Genomic DNA, 22,439 nt, shown 5'->3' on the forward strand with positions numbered 1-22,439 from the left:
TGCGCTCGGCCACCGGGCATCCCACTCTGGGTGGAGTCATGCACACTCGGAGTCAGGAGGCCTCATGCGTCGTCCCTTTGCCCGTGCTCTGGCGGGCGCGCTGACCCTGGCGGCGGGAGCGGCCGCGGCGCCGCTCGCCCAGATGCCGCAGGCGGCCGCGGACAGCGTGGTGATCGGCGGCAAGCCGGTCAAGGTGGCCGACAGCCCCTGGGTCGTGGCCCTGGCCAGCCGTGACCGGTTCGGAGGTACGCGGGGCGGGCAGTTCTGCGGGGGAGTCGTCGTCGCCCCGACCCGGGTGCTGACCGCGGCGCACTGCCTGGGCAGCCAGGTGCTGGGCGGCCCGGTCGAATCGGTGCCCGATTTCCGGGTGATCGTCGGGCGTACGGAGCTTCAGGCGAGCGACGGCCGGGAGATCCCTGTGCGCGGGGCGCGGGTGAACCCGGCCTACGACCCGCAGAGCAACGCGGGGGACCTCGCCGTCCTGGACCTGGCCGAGGCCGTGCCGGCCCACCACGTCCTGCCCGTGGCGGAGGCGGGGCATCCCGCCTACGGGGCGGGGACCGAGGCGGCCGTCTACGGCTGGGGCGACACGAGCGGCTTCGGGGACTACGCGTACGCGCTCCGGGCCGCGCGGGTGACGGTGCTGGAGGACGAGGTGTGCGGGCGGGCGTACCCGGGGGACGCCGACGGGCAGTACCGCGCCGAGTCCATGGTGTGCGCGGGGGACGGCGGGGGCGGCAAGGACGCCTGTCAGGGTGACAGCGGCGGACCGCTGGTGGCGCAGGGGCGGCTCATCGGGCTGGTCTCGTGGGGCCGCGGCTGTGGGCGCGCGGACAGCCCGGGGGTGTACACGCGCATCGCCCCGTTGGCCGGCTTCGTGACGGCCCCGGAGACGGCCGCGCAGCCCGCCGGGGTCCAGGATGGTGCGTGGGAGGCTCGCAGGCGCTCCGTACCGGGTGCAGGGGCCGCACAGGGGCATCGCAGGCGCTAGGGACCGTACGGCCGCCCGCCCCCGAGCGCGGGCGGCCGTGGATGTGAGGACGGGCGGCACCCCTGGGTCTCAGGGGTGCCGCCCGTCGACCGGCATCGCCGGTCCTGGCTCGTCGGATGCGAGGTGTAGGCCTGTGTCAGCGGTCCTCGGGTTCGGCATTGGCAGCCGGAGCGGACGTAAGCCGCTCGGTCTCATCCTGTATTTCCGCGGCGATCTTCTTGAGTTCCGGCTCGAACTTGCGACCGTGGTGGGCGCAGAAGAGCAGTTCACCGCCGCTCAGCAGGACGACGCGCAGATATGCCTGGGCGCCGCAACGGTCGCATCGGTCAGCGGCCGTCAGCGGGGTCGCGGGTGTCAGAACAGTAGTCACGTCGCCTCTTCTCTAGCTCGACGAGCTGTCGTACCAGGGTCAACATCCAACCAGGCCGAAAACGTTCCCGCTCGCGGCTTTTCCTCGAAACTTCCTTCCGAAGCTGGCCGGCTGTTGCCGGTTGGCGGCGAAGGAGCCGTATTGCGTTGCTTTACGGTTTCGCGTTGTCAGTCGTGCGCTTGTTGCAGTTCCATCCTCCCCGGCGTGAGTGCCAGGTTGTTCATGAGGACGTGCCCGAACCCTAAATGGTTCATGCGCGGAAGGGAACGTGATGTTTCCTTCACCCGCCCGGGGGATCGAACATCCGTGCGGATCTGGACTAGGGTGAGGAACGCACGAGGGTGGCGTTGCATCGGCTCTACCTGGCCTCGGTACCCTTCGACCGGCAGCCGAGCCACCCCTGCGCCCGACCGGGCCAGAAAAGAAATTCAGCGAGGAGCGAACTGCGTGACCGCCGACACGTCCGTGCCTTCCAGCGCGCTGCTGTCCGGAGCAGACCGGGACGGTTCCAACTACACCGCGCGGCACCTGCTCGTCCTCGAAGGGCTGGAGGCCGTCCGCAAGCGCCCCGGCATGTATATCGGCTCGACCGACAGCCGGGGCCTGATGCACTGCCTCTGGGAGATCATCGACAATTCCGTCGACGAGGCCCTGGGCGGCTACTGCGACCACATCGAGGTGATCCTCCACGAGGACGCCTCCGTCGAGGTCCGGGACAACGGCCGCGGCATCCCCGTGGACGTCGAGCCCAAGACCGGCCTGTCCGGCGTCGAGGTCGTCATGACCAAGCTGCACGCCGGCGGCAAGTTCGGCGGGGGCTCGTACGCGGCCTCCGGCGGCCTGCACGGCGTCGGCGCCTCCGTGGTCAACGCCCTCTCCGCCCGGCTGGACGTCGAGGTCGACCGGGGCAGCTCCACCCACGCCATCAGCTTCCGCCGCGGCGTCCCCGGCATGTTCATCGAGCAGGGCCCCGACAGCCCCTTCGATCCCGCCAACGGCCTGCGCAAGGTCAAGCGGATCGCCAAGGGCAAGACCGGCACCCGGGTCCGCTACTGGGCCGACCGCCAGATCTTCCTCAAGGACGCCCGGCTCAATCTGGAGACGCTTTACCAGCGCGCCCGCCAGACCGCCTTCCTCGTCCCGGGCCTGACGCTGGTCGTCCGCGACGAGCGCGGCATCGACGGCGCCGGCAAGACCGAGGAGACGTTCCGCTTCGACGGCGGCATCAGCGAATTCTGCGAGTACCTCGCCCAGGACAAGGCCGTCTGCGACGTGCTGCGCCTGAACGGCACGGGCACCTTCAAGGAGACCGTCCCGGTCCTCGACGACCGCGGCCACATGACGCCCACCGAGGTCACGCGTGAGCTCGGCGTGGACATCGCCCTGCGCTGGGGCACGGGCTACGAGACCAACGTCAAGTCCTTCGTGAACATCATCGCCACCCCCAAGGGCGGCACCCACGTCTCCGGCTTCGAGCGCTCGGTCGCCAAGACCGTGAACGAGGTGCTGCGCTCGGCCAAGCTGCTGCGCGTGGCCGAGGACGACGTGGTCAAGGACGATGCGATGGAGGGCATGACGGCCGTCGTGACCGTCCGCCTCGCGGAGCCGCAGTTCGAGGGCCAGACCAAGGAGGTGCTCGGCACCTCGGCGGCCACCCGGATCGTCGCCGCCGTGGTCGCCAAGGAGCTCAAGGCCTTCCTGACCTCCACCAAGCGCGACGACAAGCAGCAGGCCCGCGCCGTGATGGAGAAGATCGTCGCGGCCGCCCGGACCCGGATCGCGGCCCGTCAGCACAAGGAGGCGCAGCGTCGCAAGACCGCGCTGGAGACCTCCTCGCTCCCCGCCAAGCTGGCCGACTGCCGCAGTGACGACGTGGACCGCAGCGAGCTCTTCATCGTCGAGGGCGACTCGGCCCTCGGTACGGCGAAGCTCGCCCGGAATTCGGAGTTCCAGGCGCTCTTGCCCATCCGCGGCAAGATCCTCAACGTCCAGAAGTCCTCGATCTCGGACATGCTCAAGAACGCCGAGTGCGGGGCGATCATCCAGGTCATAGGAGCCGGCTCGGGCCGGACCTTCGACATCGACGCCGCCCGCTACGGCAAGATCGTGCTGCTCGTCGACGCCGACGTGGACGGCGCGCACATCCGGTGCCTGCTGCTCACGCTCTTCCAGCGGTACATGCGGCCGATGGTCGAGGCCGGCCGGGTCTTCGCGGCCGTGCCGCCGCTGCACCGGGTCGAGCTGATCCAGCCGAAGAAGGGCCAGGACAAGTACGTCTACACGTATTCGGACGGCGAGCTGCGCCAGACCCTTTTGGAGTACCAGCGCAAGAACATCCGGTACAAGGACTCGATCCAGCGCTACAAGGGCCTCGGCGAGATGGACGCGGACCAGCTGGCGGAGACCACCATGGACCCCCGCTTCCGCACCCTGCGCCGGATCAACATCGGCGACCTGGACTCGGCCGAGCAGGTCTTCGACCTGCTCATGGGCAATGAGGTGGCGCCGCGCAAGGAGTTCATCACGAGCTCCGCGGCGACCCTGGACCGCTCGCGCATCGACGCCTAATGGGAGCTACGGAACCGGGGAATGCTCGGTTCCGTAGCCGCCAGCTGGTGAGCACTTTCGACGCCGGAGCCTTCGAGCTCTGAGGTCAGACCGTGCCCTTGCTGGTCGGCCGGGAGGCCAGACCGCTGATGGGGTGGCGTGCCCGCCCCACGGGGCGTGAGCACTGGATCCATTAGGCCGCGTGCCGTGCCTTCCGCAGGCTGCACCGCTGGGTGAAGTACGTGACCGGGGAGGGTCTGTTGCTGCTGATCGGTGATGACTGGGCCGAGGACCACCATGATGTCGAGGTCCAGGACGAGACCGGCCGGAAACTGGCCGCCGCGAACCTGCCCGAAGGAGTGGCGGGCATCGCGAAACTGCACGAACTCGTCGCCCGCCACGGCGGTGAGGACCTGGACCCGGCCGGCGTCGTGGTCGCAATCGAGACCGACCGCGGCTCGTGGGTGCAGGCCCTGATCGCCTCCGGCTACCAGGTGTTCGCGGTCAACCCCCGGCAGGTCAACCGCTTCAAGGAACGGTATGGCTCCTCCGGAGCCAAGAGCGACAAGGGCGACGCGCACGCGCTCGCCGACATGGTCCGCATCGACCGGGCCCAGCTGCGGCCGGTGGCCGGCGACAGCGAGGCGGCCCAGGCCGTCAAGGTCGTCGCCCGCGCCCACCAGACCCTCATCTGGGAACGCACCCGCACCTTCCAGCGGCTGCGCACCACACTGCGCGAGTACTTCCCCGCCGCCCTGAACGCCTACTCGGACCTGACCCTGACCAGCACCGACGCGCTGGAACTGCTGATCAAGGCACCCACCCCGGCCACGGCGGCGAAGCTGACCCGCACCCAGATCACCGCCGTCCTGACCCGCCACCGCCGCCACAACCGGGACGCGAAAGCGGCCACCGTCCAGAGCGCGCTGCGTGAGCGGCAGCTCGGCCTGCCCGAGCCGGTCACCGCCGCCTACGCGGCCGCCGCCACCGCTCACGCCCGTCTGATCATCGCGTTGAACGAGCAGATCGCCGTGATGGAAGAGCAGGTGAGGGCACATTTTCTGGCGCACCCGGACGCTGAGATCTACCTCTCGATGCCCGGCATCGGTGAGATCGTCGGCGCCCGGGTGCTCGCCGAGTTCGGAGACGACCCCACCCGATACACGTCCGCGAAGGCCCGCAAGAACTACGCCGGCACGAGCCCCATCACCAGGGCCTCCGGCAAGAGCCACACCGTCCAGGCCCGCTACGTCCGCAACAACCGGCTCGCCGACGCGCTTCAGACCCAGGCGTTCTCCGCTCTGCGGTCCTCACCCGGCGCCCGCGGCTACTACGACAAGCAACGCGCCCGTGAGGCCGGCTACAACCCCGCCCTCCGCCAGCTCGGGAACCGGCTCGTCGGCATCCTCCACGGCTGCCTCAAAACCCGCACCCGCTACGACGAAGCGACCGCTTGGTCCCACCACACCCACCCCCATGCCGCTTGACACCAAACGACATGGGGTGTCTGACCCGGTCGGAGCCGGCGCCCGGCACCGACCGGGTCAGACGCGGACGGCGCCGAAGGGCTTCGCGGCACACCGGCGCTCTTCCCTCCATCACCTGTTGGAGTGAAGAGCGCCGGTACACCAGTCCGGAAAGCGACTATTGAGCACATCCTTGTGGGCACGCGGCCAATGCGGCGGCGGACAAGGAGAGTTCGGTGGACAAGCACGAAGGTCGTGATGCCGGAACGATCCGGCTGGACGACCCCTGGTACGACGCGCTGGCCGTCGGCTGGGGCGAGGGCGAGGAAACGTCCCCACCGCGCCCGGCCCCGGGCGGCAGCCCCGCGCCCGGCGCATCCGACATCTACCTCGAAGTGCAGCGCAGCGCCGCCTTCCAGGAGGTCCGCAGCCGCTACCGCAGGTTCGTCGTCCCCGCGACCGCCGGCTTCTTCCTCTGGTACGTCGCCTACGTGGTCGCCGCCACCGCCGCACCCGGTGTGATGGCCCGGCCCGTGGTGGGCGCGGTCAACGTGGCCATGCTGGCGGGGCTCGGCCAGTTCCTCACCACCTTCCTGCTGACCTGGGCCTACGCCCGGCACGCGCGGCTGCGCCGGGACCGGGCCGCCCTCGATCTGCGCTGGACCGTCTTCGAGCAGGAACGCGACCAGGAGCGGACCCGGGCGAGGGGGGCCGGCCGGTGACCACCGAGCACCAGACCCTCGCGCTGATCCTGTTCAGCGTCTTCATCGCGGTGACCCTGGGCATCACCACCTGGGTCAGCCGGAACCGGCACGGGTCGGCCGAGGAGTTCTACGCGGGCGGGCGGTTGTTCTCCCCGATGGAGAACGGTTTCGCCATCGCCGGCGACTACATGTCCGCCGCCTCCTTCCTCGGCATCTCCGGTCTGATCGCCCTCTTCGGCTACGACGGCATGCTCTACTCCGTGGGATTCCTCGTCGCCTGGCTGGTGGTCCTGTTCCTGGTCGCCGAACTGGTCCGCAACTGCGGGCGCTTCACCCTCGCCGACGTGGTCGCCGCGCGGATGAGCGAGCGTCCGGTGCGGATCGCGGCCGGCACCTCCTCGGTCGTCGTCTCCGTGCTCTACCTCGTCGCGCAGATGGTCGGCGCGGGCAGCCTGGTGGGCCTGCTGCTCGGCAGTTCGAGCGCAGCGGCCCGGACCCTGACCGTGATCGGGGTGGGCGCACTGATGGTGGTCTACGTGTCCTTCGGCGGGATGCGGGCCACCACCTGGATCCAGATCGTCAAGGCCGTCCTGCTGATGGGCGGGGCGGTCACCCTGACCGTGCTCGTGCTGCTGCGCTTCCACGGGAACTTCGACCAGCTGCTCACCAGCGCCGCCGACCGCAGCGGGCACGGGTCCAAGTTCCTCGGCCCCGGCCTCAAGTACGGTGGCGACTGGACCTCGCGCGTCGACTTCATGAGCCTCGGCCTCGCGCTGGTCCTCGGGACCGCCGGGCTGCCGCACATCTTGTCGCGCTTCTACACGGTGCCCACGGCGCGTGCGGCGCGCCGGTCGGTGGTGTGGGCGATCGCGCTGATCGGCGGCTTCTACCTGATGACCATCGTGCTCGGTTTCGGGGCGGCGGCGCTGGTGGGCCCGGACGAGGTGCGGGCTTCCAACGCCTCCGGGAACACGGCCGTTCCGCTGCTCGCGGCCTTCCTCGGCGGGGGCGCGGGATCCACCGGAGGCGCGGTGCTGTTCGCCTTCGTGGCCGCCATCGCCTTCGCCACCATCCTGGCCGTGGTGGCCGGCATCACCCTGGCCTCTTCGGCCTCCGTCGCGCACGACCTGTACGCATCCCTCAAGCGGCGCCGGGCCAAGCAGCGCAGCGAGGTCGCGGTGGCCCGGGTCGCGGCCGTCGGCATCGGGGCGGTGGCGATCGCGCTCGGGCTGCTCGCCCAGGACCTCAATGTGGCGTTCCTGGTGGGACTGGCCTTCGCGGTGGCGGCCTCGGCGAACCTTCCGGTGCTGCTGTACTCGCTCTTCTGGCGCGGCTTCACCACGCGGGGAGCCGTCTGGTCGGTGTACGGGGGCCTGGTTCCGGCGGTGCTGCTGGTACTGGTCTCGCCGGTGGTGTCGGGCAGTGCGGAGTCCCTCTTCCCGGGTGTCGACTTCCAGTACTTCCCGCTGCAGAACCCGGGCATCGTCTCGATCCCGCTGGGGTTCCTGGCGGGCTGGCTGGGCACGGTCACCTCGGGCGAGGAGCCGGACGAGGCGAAGCACGCTCAGACGGAGGTCCGCTCCCTCACCGGCGCCGGAGCGGTCTGAGCGCCGTCAGGCCGGCCCCTCCGACGGCAGCCAGGTGTAGCGGTGCTCCGGTCGGCCGGTCTCGCCGTAGCGCAGGGCCAGGGTCACGCGGGCGGTGCGTTCGAGCAGCTTCACGTAGCGCTGGGCGGTCTGGCGGCTGATGCCCGCGCGGTCGGCTATCTGCTGGGTGGACAAGGGGCCCTCCGCGGAGCGCAGGACCTGGCGGACCAGTTCCGCCGTGGTGGGCGAGTGACCCTTGGGGAGCTCGTTCGCGGGTCCCGCGGCGGCGAGGGCGCCGAAGATCCGGTCCACCTCGGCCTGTTCGGCCTCGCCGCCCGTCTCCAGGGTGCGGCGCAGGGCCCCGTACGCCTCCAGTCGGGTGCGCAGTCCGGCGAAGGTGAAGGGTTTGACCAGGTACTGGAGGGCCCCGAGACGCATCGCGGCCTGCACGGTGGCGAGATCGCGGGCGGCCGTGACCATGATCACATCGGTCTGGTGGCCGAGCTGGCGCAGGCGCCGGACCAGGTCCAGGCCGTTCTCGTCGGGGAGGTAGTGGTCCAGGAGGACCAGGTCCACCACCTGCGAGGTGAGGAACTCCAGTGCCTCGGCCGCCGAATGGGCCTGCGCCGTGACGCGGAAACCGGGAACCTTCGCCACGTACGCCGCGTTGATCCGGGCAACACGCATGTCGTCGTCGACGACCAATACGTGGATCGGGGTCTCGTTCATCGCAGGGCCTCCGGGAGCACGACGGAGAATTCCGCCCCTCCGTCCGCTGCTTCACCGGCCCGGGCACTGCCGCCCTGCCGCTCCGCGAGGCGGCGTACGAGGGCGAGGCCCAGCCCGCGCTCGCGGTGGGCGCTGGGCTGCTTGGTCGACCAGCCCTCGGTGAAGATCTCCTCGCGGCGCGCGGCGGGCACTCCGGGACCGCTGTCGCGCACCCGCAGCACGGCGGTACGGCCCTCCGCGCGCAGCTCCACCTCGACCAGGGGCGCCGTCGAACCGGCGGCGGCGTCCAGGGCGTTGTCCACCAGGTTGCCCACGATCGTGACGAGGCCGCCCGGGTCCACCAGGCGGTCGGGGAGGAGGGTGGCCTCGGCCAGCCGCAGGGGGACGCCGCGTTCCGCCGCGACGGTCGCCTTGCCCACGAGAAGGGCGGCCAGCAGCGGGTCGTGGACCTTCTCGGTGACCTGTTCGGAGGTCGTGCGGTGCACGTCGGCGACCTCGGTGACGAACTCCACCGCCTCCTCGTGCAGGCCCAGTTCCAGCAGGCCGAGGAGGGTGTGGAGGCGGTTGGCGTGCTCGTGGTCCTGGGCGCGCAGGGCGTCGATGAGGCCCCGGGTGGAGTCGAGTTCGCGGCCGAGGCGTTCCAGCTCGGTACGGTCGCGCAGGGTGGCGACGGCGCCGCCGTCCTCGGTGGGCATGCGGTTGGCGACCAGGACCCGCGGGCCCTGGACGGTGAGCAGGTCCCGGCCGGTGACGCGGCCCGACAGCACGTCGGCGGTGCGGCCGGCGCCGAGTACGTCGTCCAGCGGGCGTCCCGCCAGGGTGCCGGTGGAGTCCGGGGCGAGGCCCAACAGCCGGGCGGCCTCGTCGTTCACGAGCCGGACCCGGCCGCGGCGGTCGAGGGCGATGACTCCTTCTCGGATGGAGTGCAGCATCGCCTCGCGCTCGGCGAGCAGGCCGGAGATGTCGGAGAAGGCCAGGTCCCGGGTCTGGCGCTGGATCCGGCGGGAGAGCAGATAGGCGGCCAGGGCGCCCGCGGCCAGCGCGCCGCCCGCGTAGGCGAGCAGGCCGGGTACGGCGCCGATCAGCCGGTCACGGACGCTGTCGTAGGCGATGCCCACCGAGACGGCGCCGACGATCTCGCCATCTGCCGCGACGAGCGGGACCTTGCCGCGGGCGGAGCGGCCCAGGGTGCCCTCGTCGATCTCCATGACATCGCGGCCCGCCAGCGCGGCGCTCGGGTCGGTGGAGACCGGCAGCCCGATCCGGTCGGGGCTCGGGTGCGAGCGGCGGATGCCGTCCAGGTCCAGGACGACCACGTACTCGGCCCCGGTCGCCCGGCGGATCCGCTCGGCCGAGGACTGTACGGGGCTGTCGGGCGAGGCCCCGGAGTCCAGGAGGTCGGCGGCCAGCGAGGGGTCGGCCGCGGCGCTCTGCGCGATCGCGAGGGCGCGCCGCATCGCCTGGTCGTCGAGCTGCGCGCTCAGGGGTGCCAGGAAGAGTCCGGTCGCCAGGACGGCGACCCCGGCGGCGATGGCCAGCTGGGTCAGCAGGATCTGGGAGACGGCCCGTCTGGGCAGCCCGAGGCGCCGAGCGCTCATGAGGGGGAACCGCATGGGCAGCAACGGTAGGTCGGCCCCGGCACGAGCGGAACGTCTGCGGCGAGCTTGTCGGCTTCGCCACTTCTGTCACGTTCGGGCCGTGTTGCGCACTTCACTGCGGGTGAAGGCGGTGAAGGCGGTGAAGCGGAGGTCGTACGGACGGAGGGCGGGGCCGTTACGGCATCGGCTGGGGCGGGCGGGGGCCGTGGTACTGCCCGCTCGGCCGCATCCGCAGCGGCCGCTCCTGGTACTCCTCCAGGGCGTGTGCCATCCAGCCCGCCGTACGGGCCACGGCGAAGACCGTCTCCCCGGCCTCCGCGGCCATCCCGCACGACACGGTCAGCACCGCCAGTGCCAGGTCCACATTGGCGTGCAGCCCGCCCTGCCTGGCCATCACCGCGGCCACCTCGCGCGCCGCACCCAGGGCGGGAGCGGCCTGTTCCAGCCCCTCCAGCCGGGCGAACAGCGCCCGCGCACGCGGGTCCTCCCCCCGGTACAGGCGGTGTCCGAGCCCCGGGACCCGGCGCCCGGCCCGAAGGTACTCCGCCACCACCGGCGCGGCCCCGCCCTGTTCCAGCACCTCCACGAGCATCCGGTGCGCGAGGCGTCCGGCCGCGCCGTGCAGGGGTCCTTCGAGCGCGCCGAGCCCCGCGGACACCGCCGCGTACGGATGGGCCCGCGCCGAGGCGGCCACCCGTACGGCCAGGGTCGAGGCGGCCAGGTCGTGGTCGACCAGCAGCGCCAGCGCCAGGTCCAGCACGGCCAAGGCGTCCGGGTCCGGCTCCCGGGCCGTCAGCCGCGACCACAACTGCCGGGCGATCCGGCCGTCACCGGCCCACTGGGCCGGGCCCGCCGGGGGGAGTGCGCCCACCAGTGTGGGAATCAGACTGCGAGCGGAGCCGAGGACCGCCTCCTCGGACAGGTCGAAGCGCAGCGGGTCCGCCACGGCGGCGGCGGCCACCGCCACCCGCAGCCGGTCGATGGGGCCTCCGTGGGCCGGCAGTGCGGCCACCGCCCGCCGGGCCGCGGCCAGGGCTTCCGGGGGAGCGGTGAACCGTGCCCCGTGCACGACGTGCCCCGTCCAGAGCCACTCGGCGACCTCCTCATAGCGGTGCTCCGAGGCCAGCGCCACGGCGTCCACGCCCCGGAAGTAGTACCGGTCGGGCTCGATGAGGGTGAGCGCCGTGCGGACGGAAAGTTCTCCGGCGGGCGCCGCCGCCTCGCGCCGGCTCCGCCGGGCCAGCGCCTCCACCTCGGCCGCGTCGAAGGTGCTGCCCCGCCCGGCCGGATCGCGGCGGCTGGTGAGCTGGCCCCGGCTGACGTACGCGTACACCGTCGCCGGTTTCACGCCGAGTACCCCCGCCGCCTCCTGTGTGCTCAGCCTGCGCCCGCCGTCCGTCTGGTCGCTCATGACGGACACCCTACAGATGGATTTGCATGTTGACCCAATCAACGTTGACAAGGATTCAATCCATCATGGATGGTCGATCCATGAACACCACCGACAGCACCATCGAAGGACCGCGCGGCCTCGCGGGGGTCGTGGTCACCGAAACCGGGCTGGGCGATGTCCGAGGCCGTGAGGGCTTCTACCACTACCGCCAGTACTCGGCCGTCGAACTCGCCGCCCGCCGCAGCTTCGAGGACGTCTGGCACCTGATGTTCCGCGGCACACTGCCCGCCGACGCCGCCGAGCGGGCCGCGTTCGCCGCCGAGACCGCCCCGCTGCGCCACCTGCCCGAGGAGGTCCGGGACGCGCTGCCGGGCCTGGCCCGGGCCACCCGGCTCTCCGGCCCGCTCGCCGGGCTGCGCACCGCACTCTCGCTGCTCGGAGCCTCCGCCGGCTTCCGCCCGGTGTACGACCTCGACCCCACCCGCCGGGCCGCCGACGCGCTGGCCGCGTGCGCCGCCGTACCGACCCTGCTCACCGCCCTGTACCGGTTGGGCCAGGGCCTGGAGCCCGTCGAGCCGCGCGACGACCTCCCGTACGCCGCCAACTACCTCTACATGCTGACCGGCCGGGAGCCCGGCCCGACCGAGACCCGCGCGGTCGAGCGGTACCTGATATCCACCGTCGACCACGGCTTCAACGCCTCGACCTTCACCGCCCGCGTGATCGCCTCCACCGGCGCCGACGTGGCCGCCTGCCTGACCGGCGCGATCGGCGCGCTCTCCGGACCGCTGCACGGCGGCGCCCCCAGTCGCGCCCTGGACACCCTCGACGCCATCGGCACCGTGGACCGGATCGGGCCGTGGATCCGCGAACGGGTCCTGGCGGGCGACCGGATCATGGGCTTCGGCCACCCCGTCTACCGCACCGAGGACCCCCGCTCACGCATGCTGCGCGAGATCGCCCTCCAGTTCGGCGGGCCCCTCGTGGACTTCGCCGTCGAGGTCGAGCGCCAGGTCGAGGAGATCCTCGCCGAGCTCAAGCCGGGCCGGGAGCTGCACACCAACGTGGAGTTCTACGCGGGCGTGGTCATGGAGCTGTGCGGGCTGCCGCGCGAGATGTTCACCCCGACCTTCTGCGCGGCCCGTGTGGTCGGCTGGAGTGCGAACGTCCTCGAACAGGCCGCCGATTCGAAGATCATCCGCCCTGCAGCCCGGTACAGCGGCCCCACCCCGCCCCAGCCGGTGCCGGTGATCGACTGATCGACCGGCGGAGGCTGGCTACGATCGGCCGGGTGAACAGCAGGCAGCCCCTCCCCGTCGTCGTCCTCGCCGGTTTCCTCGGATCCGGCAAGACCACCGTGCTGAACCACCTTCTCGCCGGTCGCGGAGGCACCCGGATCGGGGTCGTCGTGAACGACTTCGGATCGATCGAGATCGACGCGATGTCGGTGGCCGGCCAGGTCGGGGACTCGATGGTCTCCCTCGGCGGCGGCTGCCTCTGCTGCGCCGTCGACGGCAGCGAGCTGGACGCGTACCTGGAGAAGCTCTCGGCCCCCGTACACCGCATCGACGTGATCGTCATCGAGGCGAGCGGGCTGGCCGAGCCCCAGGAGATGATCCGGATGCTCATGGCCAGCGAGAACCCCGCCATCCGCTACGGCGGGCTGGTGCAGGTCGTGGACGCGGCCGAATTCGACGCGACACGGGCCGTGCACCCGGAGACCGACCGCCACCTCGCCGTCGCGGACCTGGTGGTGCTCAACAAGACCGACCGGGTCGACCCCGGCGAACGGGCCCGGATCGAGACGGAACTCGCCGGGCTCTGCGCGCCCGGCACCCCGGTCGTGGGCGCCGACCACGGGCGGATCGACCCCGAACTGCTCTTCGACCGGCGCCCCTGGACCGAGACCCGGGGCCAGCTCTCCTTCGAGGACCTCCTCGCGAAGGCCGACGGCCACGACCACTGCACCCACGCGCACGCCGCCTACGAGAGCACGGAGTTCGCCTCCGACCAGGCCCTCTCCCCGCGCCGGTTCATCGATTTCCTCGACCGGCGGCCCGCCGGGCTCTACCGGATCAAGGGCTTCGTGTGGTTCGGGGTCCCCGGTCACGAGGAGAAGTACGAGGTCCACGCGGTCGGCCGGTTCCTCCGCTTCGCCCCGCAGCCCTGGGGGCGGGGAGAAGCGCGCCTGACGCAGCTCGTCCTGATCGGCTCCGGCACCGACGGCGAGGCGCTGGTGCGGGAGTTGGAGGCCTGCCGCGAGGCGGCCCCGCAGGACGCATCCCCCGAGAGCATGTGGGGCGTGCTGCGGTACGTCGCCGAGCACCGGCCCGCGGCCCATCCCGAAGCCGGAGCCGAAGCAGAGCCGGAGTCCGGACTCGGGGCCGGGGCCGAGGTCGTCTGATGCGCTGAACCGGAGGCCGGGTGATCCGGCTCAGCCGGCGGGAACCGTCTCATGCAGGAAGTCGATCAGCAGGTGCGTCACGGCGGCGGGCCGCTCCAGGCTGGGGAGATGGCCCGCCCAGGGCAGTTCGACGTGCCGGGTGTCGGCGAGCAGCCCCGGCAGCCGGGCCGCGATCTCCCGGAAGTCCGCCAGGTCGAGGCCGCCCGAAAGCGCGAGACCGGGCGCCTTGACCGCTGACAGGTCGATGTCCACGTTCTTCCGCCCGGCCCCCTCGGGGGCGGCCAGTTGCACCTCGAAGGCACGCCTCTGCATCTCGCGCACCTCGTCCCGGACCGTCTCCCCGGCGTCCGGCCCCAGGAAGGTGTCCACGTTCAGTTCCACGGCCCCCGCGATGTCACCCGCCTCGATCAGCGCGTCCTCCCGCTCGCCGAACGCGCGCAGCTCATCGCTGGGTTCATGTCCGGGCAGCCCGGAACACAACAGTGCCATGGCAGAGACCCGGTCCGGACGGCGTGCGGCGATCTCCACGGCAACTCGTCCGCCGTACGAGGAGGCGATCAGGGCCGCCTGCTCGATGCCGAGGGTGTCCAGCAGGTCCAGTACGTCCTCTGCGTCGTTGTGGCGCCGGTCCGGCAGGGGGCTCTGGCCGAAGCCCCGGAAGTCGCAACGCACCACCCGGTATCCGGCATCGGCCAGGGCCGGCCACTGCGGGTCCCACATCCTCCGGTCGCACACCGCGGAGTGCAGCAGCACCAGCGCGGGACCGTCGCCGGCCGCATCGTAATCAAGAGTCATGCGGCAGACCCTAGGCGACCTCGACGCCGTACTCGCGCAGCAGGTCCTCCAGGCCGCCCCGGTAGCCCTTGCCGCCGATCACGAAGTCCCAATCGCCGTTCGACCGGCGCCGGAACGAGCCGAGCACCAACGCCGTTTCGCCGGCCCGCCCGTCGGAGACCTCCAGCTGACCGGCCTCCGCGCCGGAGGCGTCGAGGAGCCGGATCCGGGCGTCGGTGAAGCCGGCCAGGTCGGCGTGCGGGTCGGCCTCGGGGTCGACCGCGGCCACGAGGACGAGGCGGTCGGCCTCGCGCGGCAGGGCGTCGAAGGAGACCTCGAGGGCGGCCTTGTCGGGCGCCGCGTGCGCGCGGGCCCGTACCGAACCGTCGGGGGTCCGGGTGTTGTTGAAGAAGACGAAGTGGTCCTCGCTCAGCACCCGGTTGCCCGTGCAGACGAGCGCGCACACGTCCAGCGCGACCCGGCCGGACCAGGACATGCCGAGCACGTTGTGGTCCGGGGAAGGGGCGGGCTCGGGTGCCCGCTGCGCCGGGATGCCCGCCGGGACGCCGCCCAGCCGGCCGCGCAGCCCGTACTGGTGCAGCAGCTCCACGAGCTTGTCGCCGGGAACCAACTCCAGCGGCTTGCCGTTGGCAAAGGTGTACGAACCCGGCCCGAAGGACGCGGTGGTGACCAGCACCCCCTTGTTCGCCCCCTTGTCCTGGACCGTGCCGTACAGATCCCGCACCGCCGTGGGCGACACCGTGTTCCGGTAGCGCTTGACCTGCACCACGATCCGCCCGCCCGTGATCGGGGACGGGTCGTTCGCCTCGATGTCCACCCCGCCGTCGCCCGACCGCTGGGTGGTCAGCGCCTCCATGCCCATCGCCCGGAAGAGCTCCGCCACCAGGTTCTCGAAGGCGATCGGGTCCATCTCGAACAGGTCGGGCTCGTCCTGGTCGCCGCCCGCGTGCCCGCCGTGGCTGACGACCCCGCCGCCGACCTCGTCGGGCCTGCGCCCGGGGCGTACCGCGGTCAGCTGGTCGGGCCGCGCCGACAGCTGCCCCCGCAACCCCTCGACCAGGCAGTCCACCGCGCTGACCTGCTCAAGCCGCAGCCCTGCGAAGGCAGACCGCGCCACCGACAGCGTGGCGAGCACGAGCTGCGCCTCCTGCCCCGTCACAGGGTCGTGGTCGTCCACGAAGCCATTGACCACGACCGAGTCCAGCACGGCGAACTCGTCTGCAGCGTACAGATCGCGCACCACCAGCAGCACGCACTGCGCCAGCAGGTCCCGGTACAGCGCCCGCCGCTGTGTGACCGGGCGGGCCGTCTCCTTGTCCTGGTCCGTACTCGGAATGTACCGAACCGACTTGGCTTCCGGCACCACCTGGAACCCGGGCAGCTGCCAGTCCAGCACCAGCTCGCGCGCGCGGCGGTCGTACGCGGCCGCCAGCTGCCTCGGCAGCGCCTCGGGCCAGGCGGTGGAGGCGTACAGGGCTGCCGAGAAGTACTCGACCACGGCCTCGGCGTCGCCCGTGCGCAGTGCCCCGGCCAGCTCGGTGAGCCCGCTGTTGTGCGCCCGGATCCCGGCGAGCTGTTCCGCCGCCCACCGGTCGTACTGCTGCCGGTACGCCGCCAGCTGCTGCTGGCGTTGCGTCTCCGCGGCGTGTGCCGCCTGCCAGGCCTGGGTGTAGCGGGCGTGCGCCTCGCGTTCCGCCTGCGCCCGGCGGTTCGAACCGAACGTCCAGCCGGCGTTCTGCTGCTGGAACTGCTCGATGTGCGGCATGGGCAGCGGATGCGCCAGGTTCCCCGGGGCGAAGGGTTCCAGCCGCTCGGACCTGACCAGTGCGGCCGCACGGAACGCCGGTGCCCGGCAGCCCGCGGTCAGCAGGCCCTGCAGTGCGGCGACTTCCGCCTCGATGTGCTCCGTACGCCGCCGAGCCTCGGCCTCGCGATGCTGGCGGTAGGCGGCCTGCTGTTCGCGCTGCCCCCGCGCCACGTCCCGTTCGTACGCCCGCTGGCGGCGTTCCGTCTCGCGCTGCTGGATCAGCTGCGTCTGCTGCATCCGGCGCTGGGCCTCGGCCCAGTCCCCGATCACTCCGCCCGACCGACGACTCATCAGCTCTGTGTCTCCCCGCCCCACCCGACAGTGCCAAGAGGGAAAACACTAGTCGCCATTCGGGTGGTACGTCCCACGGACGTACCACCCGAATGACCTCGTACCTCCTACAGCGCGGCACCCGCCAGCGCCGCGACGGACGCGGGCAGCGCCGTACCCGAGCCGTCCCGGCGCGGGTCCACGGCCGGCAGCTCCGCCGGAGTGCCGTTCGCCGCCGCCGCGCGGACGGGGGAGCCGCCCGCCCAGGCCAGCACCAGCACGTCCTCGCCCTTCAGGAACCGCTGGCAGCGGACACCACCGGTGGCCCGGCCCTTGCGCGGGTACTGGTCGAAGGGGGTCAGCTTGCCGGACAGCACCGAGTCGTCCAGCGTGCCGTGCGAGCCCGCCACGGTGAACACCACGGCGTCCCGTCCGGGGTCGACGGCCGAGAAGTGGATCACCTTGGCGTTGTCGGCGAGCTTGATGCCCGCCATACCGCCCGCCGGACGGCCCTGCGGCCGGACCTGGCCCGCCGGGTAGCGCAGCAGCTGGGCGTCGTCGGTGATGAAGACGAGGTCCTCCTCGCCCGTGCGCAGTTCCACCGCGCCGACGATCCGGTCACCGTCCTTGAGGGTGATGACCTCCAGCTCGTCCTTGTTGGCCGGGTAGTCCGGCACGACGCGCTTGACCACGCCCTGCTCGGTGCCCAGGGCCAGGCCCTGCGAGGACTCGTCCAGCGAGGTCAGGCAGATCACCTTCTCGTCCGCCTCCAGCCCGGACAGGAACTCCGAGACCGGGGCGCCGCCCGCCAGGTTCGGCGCGGCGTGCGTGTCCGGGAGCTGCGGCAGGTCGATCACCGACAGCCGCAGCAGGCGTCCGTACGAGGTGACCGCGCCGACCTCGGCCCGGGCCGTCGCCGCGACCTGAGAGACGACCAGGTCGTGCTTGGCACGGGTGCCGCCCTCCGTCTCCGGCAGCGGTTCGCCGGTGACGGTACGCGCCAGCAGGCCCGTCGAGGACAGCAGCACCCGGCACGGGTCGTCCGCGACCTCGAGCGGAACCGCGCCGACCGCCGTACCCGCCGACTCCAGCAGGACCGTACGCCGCTCGGTGCCGAACTTCTTCGCGACCGCCGCCAGTTCCGTGGAGACGAGCTTGCGCAGCTCCGTGTCGGACTCCAGGATCCCGGTGAGCTCGTCGATCTCGCCGGTCAGCCGGTCGCGCTCGGACTCCAGCTCGATCCGGTCGAACCTGGTGAGCCGGCGCAGCGGGGTGTCCAGGATGTACTGGGTCTGGATCTCGCTCAGCGAGAACCGCTCCATCAGCCGGGCCTTGGCCTGCGCGGAGTTGTCGCTGTCCCGGATGAGCCGGATGACCTCGTCGATGTCGATGAGCGCCACCAGCAGGCCCTCGACCAGGTGCAGCCGGTCCCGGCGCTTGGTGCGGCGGAACTCGCTGCGCCGCCGGACGACCTCGAAGCGGTGGTCGAGATAGACCTCCAGCAGCTCCTTGAGGCCCAGCGTCAGCGGCTGTCCGTCGACCAGCGCCACGTTGTTGATGCCGAAGGACTCCTCCATCGGCGTCAGCTTGTAGAGCTGCTCCAGCACGGCCTCCGGGTGGAAGCCGTTCTTGATCTCGATGACCAGGCGCAGACCGTGCGAGCGGTCGGTGAGGTCCTTGACGTCGGCGATGCCCTGGAGCTTCTTCGAGCCGACCAGGTCCTTGATCTTCGCGATGACCTTCTCGGGGCCGACCGTGAAGGGCAGTTCGGTGACGACCAGGCCCTTGCGGCGCGCCGTCACGTTCTCCACGGCCACCGTCGCGCGGATCTTGAAGGTGCCGCGGCCGTTCTCGTAGGCGTCCTTGATCCCGGACAGGCCCACGATCCGGCCGCCGGTGGGCAGGTCGGGACCCGGCACGAAGCGCATCAGCGCCTCCAGGTCCGCCTGCGGGTGGCGGATCAGGTGCCGGGCGGCCGCGATGACCTCGCCGAGGTTGTGCGGGGGCATGTTGGTGGCCATGCCGACCGCGATCCCGGACGCGCCGTTGACCAGCAGGTTCGGGTAAGCGGCGGGCAGCGCGACCGGCTCCCGCTCCTGGCCGTCGTAGTTGGCGGTGAAGTCGACGGTGTCCTCGTCGATCGACTCCGTCATCAGCGACGTGGCATCGGCCATCTTGCACTCGGTGTAACGCATGGCGGCCGGCGGGTCGTCGTTGCCGAGCGAGCCGAAGTTGCCGTGGCCGTCGACCAGCGGGAGCCGCATGGAGAAGGGCTGGGCCATGCGCACGAGGGCGTCGTAGATCGAGGCGTCGCCGTGCGGGTGGAGCTTGCCCATCACCTCGCCGACGACACGGGCGCACTTCACGTAGCCGCGGTCGGGGCGCAGCCCCATCTCGTTCATCTGGTAGACGATGCGTCGGTGCACCGGCTTCATGCCGTCCCGGGCGTCGGGCAGGGCGCGGGAGTAGATCACCGAGTACGCGTACTCGAGGAAGGAGCCCTGCATTTCGTCGACGACGTCGATGTCGAGGATCTTCTCCTCGAAATCCTCCGGCGGCGGGGTCTTCGTGCTGCGGCGGGCCATCGCTGCGCGGCTCCTTAACCAAGAATGGGGTGTGCTGGGTGTCTGGCTGGTCTGCTGGGGGTCTGGCTGGGTCTGGCCGGTCTTGCCGGGGCGGGCGGGTGTCCGGACGGGGTATGACGCGGACCATTGTGGCCCGAGGCACCGACAACGCCGACTCCGACCCCGGGGGAGTGACCCGGGAACTTATCCGGCGGCCGACGCGCTTGCATACAGTGGCAGGTCTGACGGAAATCTCTACATCGCGATCGAAGGGACCACATGCCCATGGGTCACACGGCCACAGCCCAGGCCGGCTCCGGCGGCCTGACAGCGACCGAGCACCGGCTGGCCAACGGCCTGCGCGTGGTGCTCTCCGAGGACCACCTGACCCCGGTCGCCGCGGTCTGCCTCTGGTACGACGTCGGCTCGCGTCACGAAGTCAAGGGGCGCACCGGCCTTGCTCACCTCTTCGAGCACCTGATGTTCCAGGGGTCGGCGAGCGTCCCGGGCAACGGGCACTTCGAGCTGGTCCAGGGGGCCGGCGGCTCCCTCAACGGCACCACCAGTTTCGAGCGCACCAACTACTTCGAGACGATGCCGACCCACCAGCTGGAGCTCGCGCTCTGGCTGGAGGCGGACCGGATGGGGTCCCTGCTGGCCGCCCTGGACGACGAGTCCATGGAGAACCAGCGCGACGTCGTCAAGAACGAGCGCCGCCAGCGGTACGACAACGTCCCGTACGGCACGGCCTTCGAGAAGCTGACCGCCCTGGCGTACCCCGAGGGCCACCCGTACCACCACACCCCGATCGGCTCCATGGCCGACCTGGACGCCGCGTCCCTGGAGGACGCGCGCACCTTCTTCCGTACGTACTACGCGCCCAACAACGCGGTGCTCTCGGTCGTCGGTGACATCGACCCCGAGCAGACCCTCGCCTGGGTCGAGAAGTACTTCGGCACCATCCCCGCGCACGACGGCAAGCAGCCGCCCCGTGACGGCTCGCTGCCCGACGTCATCGGGGAGCAGCTGCGCGAGGAGATCGTCGAGGAGGTCCCGGCCCGCGCGCTGATGGCCGCCTACCGGCTGCCGCACGACGGCACCCGCGGGTGCGACGCCGCCGACGTGGCGCTGACGATCCTGGGCGGCGGCGAGTCCTCGCTGCTGCACAACCGGCTGGTACGCCGTGACCAGACGGCCGTCGCGGCCGGCTTCGGCATGCTGCGCCTGGCCGGCGCGCCCTCGCTGGGCTGGCTGGACGTCAAGACCTCCAGCGGCGTCGAGATCCCCGCCATCGAGGCGGCCGTGGACGAGGAGCTCGCGCGGTTCGCCGCCGAGGGCCCGACGGCCGAGGAGATGGAGCGCGCCCAGGCACAGCTGGAGCGCGAATGGCTGGACCGGCTGAGCACGGTGGCCGGCCGCGCCGACGAACTGTGCCGCTTCGCGGTGCTGTTCGGCGACCCGCAGCTGGCGCTGACCGCGGTCCAGCGCGTCCTCGACATCACCGCCGAGGAGGTGCAGGCCGTGGCCGCGGCCCGACTGCGCCCGGACAACCGCGCGGTGCTCGTCTACGAGCCGATCGCGGCAGACGACGACGAGAACGACGAGTCCGACGAGAACGAGGGGGCGGAGCAGTGAGCGACACCGCAGCCGTCACGATGACCTTCCACCCGCGCCCGCAGGCCGGCGAGCCGCAGCCGTGGGCCTTCCCGGCCCCCGACCGCGGGGAGCTGTCCAACGGGCTGACCCTGCTGCGCTGCCACCGGCCGGGCCAGCAGGTGATCGCGGTCGAGATCAATCTCGCCGCCCCGCTCGACGCCGAGCCCGAGGGCCTGGACGGCGTGGCGACCATCATGGCGCGCGCGCTCTCGGAGGGCACCGACAAGCACTCCGCCGAGGAGTTCGCGGCCGAGCTGGAGCGCTGCGGCGCCACCCTCGACGCGCACGCCGACCACCCGGGCATCCGGGTCTCCCTGGAGGTCCCGGCCTCCCGGCTGGCCAAGGCGCTGAGCCTGCTCGCCGAGGCGCTCCGCGCCCCCGCCTTCGCCGACGCCGAGGTGGACCGCCTGGTGCGCAACCGGCTCGACGAGATCCCGCACGAGCTGGCCAACCCCCAGCGCCGCGCCGCCAAGCAGCTCTCCAAGGAGCTGTTCGCCGCCTCCCTGCGGATGTCCCGGCCGCGCCAGGGCACCGAGGAGACCGTCGCCCGGATCGACTCCGCCGCCGTACGTGCCTTCTACGAGGCCCACGTACGCCCCGCCACCGCCACCGCGGTGGTCGTCGGCGACCTGACCGGCATCGACCTGGACGCCGTGCTGGCGGACACCCTGGGCGCGTGGACGGGCAACACCGCCGCGGCCCTTCTGGTGCCGCCGGTGACCGCGGACGACACCGGCCGCGTGGTCATCGTGGACCGGCCCGGCGCGGTCCAGACGCAGCTGCTGATCGGCCGGATCGGGCCGGACCGCCACGACCAGGTCTGGGCGGCCCAGGTGCTGGGCACGTACTGCCTGGGCGGCACCCTCACCTCCCGCCTGGACAAGGTGCTGCGCGAGGAGAAGGGGTACACCTACGGCGTACGCGCCTTCGGCCAGGTGCTGCGCTCCACCGCCGACGGCAAGGGCGCTTCGATGCTCGCCATCAGCGGCTCGGTGGACACCCCGAACACGGGACCGGCGCTGGAGGACCTCTGGAAGGTGCTGCGCACCCTCGCGGAGGGCGGTCTGACCGACGCCGAACGCGACGTGGCCGTACAGAACTTGGTGGGCGTGGCCCCGCTGAAGTTCGAGACGGCGGCCTCGGTCGCCGGCACCCTCGCCGACCAGGTCGAGCAGGAGCTGCCGGACGACTACCAGGCGCAGTTGTACGCGCGGCTCGCCGAAACCGGCACTGTGGAGGCGACCACGGCGGTCGTGAAGGCCTTCCCGGCGGACCGCCTGGTCACGGTCCTGGTGGGCGACGCGGCAGTGATCGAGGAGCCGGTGCGCGCCCTCGGGATCGGTGACGTCACGGTCGTCACCAACTGATCTGTCGGTGACGGCCGGCTGACGGTCGACCGACGGATCGCGCAGGGGCTCTGGCGGGCACATCCGCCGGAGCCCCTTTTGTCCGTTTGGTGGCTAGGTTGCTTGTATGCGGTGTGGCGTACGCAACAAAAAGGCGCGTCTGTTTGGCGATTGACTGATGATCCGCCTAGCGTCGTCCGTGCTGTCCGTCAG

Annotated in this window: 16 protein-coding genes; 9 read left to right on the plus strand and 7 right to left on the minus strand. The window is 71.6% G+C overall.

What is annotated here, in order from left to right:
- Nucleotides 1-64: 64 nt before the first annotated feature.
- Entirely contained in the window at nt 65-991 is a 927-nt protein-coding gene (locus OG332_RS32745; protein ID WP_327416821.1) for a serine protease, read from the plus strand.
- A 136-nt stretch (nt 992-1,127) separates the two neighbouring features.
- On the opposite strand, the gene OG332_RS32750 is transcribed toward OG332_RS32745, so the two are convergent.
- Nucleotides 1,128-1,361 carry a DUF7455 domain-containing protein gene (locus tag OG332_RS32750; RefSeq protein ID WP_030016583.1) on the minus strand — a complete coding sequence of 78 codons (234 nt, stop codon included), beginning with the start codon at nt 1,359-1,361 and terminating at the stop codon, nt 1,128-1,130.
- Nucleotides 1,362-1,808: 447 nt separating this feature from the next.
- Between OG332_RS32750 and OG332_RS32755 the strand changes: the two genes are divergently transcribed.
- The 4 genes from OG332_RS32755 to OG332_RS32770 all read left to right on the plus strand — a co-directional run bounded on the left by OG332_RS32755 (nt 1,809) and on the right by OG332_RS32770 (nt 7,685).
- Nucleotides 1,809-3,929: a DNA gyrase/topoisomerase IV subunit B gene (locus tag OG332_RS32755; protein WP_327416822.1), complete on the plus strand. Its 2,121-nt coding sequence runs from the start codon at nt 1,809-1,811 to the stop codon at nt 3,927-3,929.
- Nucleotides 3,930-4,168: 239 nt separating this feature from the next.
- Nucleotides 4,169-5,395: an IS110 family transposase gene (locus tag OG332_RS32760; protein ID WP_327419279.1), complete on the plus strand. Its 1,227-nt coding sequence runs from the start codon at nt 4,169-4,171 to the stop codon at nt 5,393-5,395.
- A 215-nt stretch (nt 5,396-5,610) separates the two neighbouring features.
- Nucleotides 5,611-6,096 carry a DUF485 domain-containing protein gene (locus OG332_RS32765; protein WP_327416823.1) on the plus strand — a complete coding sequence of 162 codons (486 nt, stop codon included), beginning with the start codon at nt 5,611-5,613 and terminating at the stop codon, nt 6,094-6,096.
- Nucleotides 6,093-7,685: a solute symporter family protein gene (locus OG332_RS32770; protein WP_327416824.1), complete on the plus strand. Its 1,593-nt coding sequence runs from the start codon at nt 6,093-6,095 to the stop codon at nt 7,683-7,685. The genes OG332_RS32765 and OG332_RS32770 overlap by 4 nt, the downstream gene beginning before the upstream one ends.
- Before the next feature lie 6 nt (nt 7,686-7,691).
- Here the strand turns inward: OG332_RS32770 and OG332_RS32775 are convergent, their stop codons facing one another.
- The 3 genes from OG332_RS32775 to OG332_RS32785 all read right to left on the minus strand — a co-directional run bounded on the left by OG332_RS32775 (nt 7,692) and on the right by OG332_RS32785 (nt 11,402).
- Nucleotides 7,692-8,393 carry a response regulator gene (locus OG332_RS32775; RefSeq protein ID WP_327416825.1) on the minus strand — a complete coding sequence of 234 codons (702 nt, stop codon included), beginning with the start codon at nt 8,391-8,393 and terminating at the stop codon, nt 7,692-7,694.
- Nucleotides 8,390-9,991 (minus strand): sensor histidine kinase, encoded by a 1,602-nt coding sequence (locus OG332_RS32780; protein ID WP_327416826.1) that lies wholly within the window; start codon nt 9,989-9,991, stop codon nt 8,390-8,392. Before OG332_RS32780 ends, OG332_RS32775 begins: the two co-directional genes overlap by 4 nt.
- A 175-nt stretch (nt 9,992-10,166) precedes the next feature.
- Nucleotides 10,167-11,402, minus strand: a complete 1,236-nt coding sequence (locus OG332_RS32785) for a citrate synthase (protein ID WP_327416827.1) — start codon at nt 11,400-11,402, stop codon at nt 10,167-10,169.
- Between the two features lie 80 nt (nt 11,403-11,482).
- Here OG332_RS32785 and OG332_RS32790 point away from each other — a divergent pair, with 80 nt between their 5' ends.
- Both OG332_RS32790 and OG332_RS32795 read left to right on the plus strand, forming a co-directional pair.
- Nucleotides 11,483-12,643: a citrate synthase gene (locus tag OG332_RS32790; RefSeq protein ID WP_442816247.1), complete on the plus strand. Its 1,161-nt coding sequence runs from the start codon at nt 11,483-11,485 to the stop codon at nt 12,641-12,643.
- Between the two features lie 32 nt (nt 12,644-12,675).
- Nucleotides 12,676-13,788, plus strand: coding sequence for a CobW family GTP-binding protein (locus OG332_RS32795; protein WP_327416829.1), 1,113 nt, complete (start codon nt 12,676-12,678; stop codon nt 13,786-13,788).
- Between the two features lie 30 nt (nt 13,789-13,818).
- Here OG332_RS32795 and OG332_RS32800 read toward each other — a convergent pair whose 3' ends face one another.
- The 3 genes from OG332_RS32800 to OG332_RS32810 all read right to left on the minus strand — a co-directional run bounded on the left by OG332_RS32800 (nt 13,819) and on the right by OG332_RS32810 (nt 19,245).
- Entirely contained in the window at nt 13,819-14,583 is a 765-nt protein-coding gene (locus tag OG332_RS32800; protein ID WP_327416830.1) for an alpha/beta fold hydrolase, read from the minus strand.
- A 10-nt stretch (nt 14,584-14,593) separates the two neighbouring features.
- Nucleotides 14,594-16,681 carry a restriction endonuclease gene (locus OG332_RS32805; RefSeq protein ID WP_327416831.1) on the minus strand — a complete coding sequence of 696 codons (2,088 nt, stop codon included), beginning with the start codon at nt 16,679-16,681 and terminating at the stop codon, nt 14,594-14,596.
- A gap of 107 nt (nt 16,682-16,788) precedes the next feature.
- Nucleotides 16,789-19,245: a DNA gyrase/topoisomerase IV subunit A gene (locus OG332_RS32810; RefSeq protein WP_327416832.1), complete on the minus strand. Its 2,457-nt coding sequence runs from the start codon at nt 19,243-19,245 to the stop codon at nt 16,789-16,791.
- A gap of 264 nt (nt 19,246-19,509) precedes the next feature.
- On the opposite strand from OG332_RS32810, the gene OG332_RS32815 reads away from it, so the two are divergent.
- The gene (locus OG332_RS32815) at nt 19,510-20,859 is read left to right on the plus strand and encodes a M16 family metallopeptidase (protein WP_327416833.1); all 1,350 of its coding nucleotides are present in this window, start codon (nt 19,510-19,512) and stop codon (nt 20,857-20,859) included.
- A 20-nt stretch (nt 20,860-20,879) separates the two neighbouring features.
- Complete coding sequence (locus OG332_RS32820; protein WP_327419455.1) at nt 20,880-22,247, plus strand: M16 family metallopeptidase; 1,368 nt, start codon at nt 20,880-20,882, stop codon at nt 22,245-22,247.
- Nucleotides 22,248-22,439: the final 192 nt, after the last annotated feature.

This window comes from Streptomyces sp. NBC_01233 (genome assembly GCF_035989305.1).
Classification (GTDB): domain Bacteria; phylum Actinomycetota; class Actinomycetes; order Streptomycetales; family Streptomycetaceae; genus Streptomyces.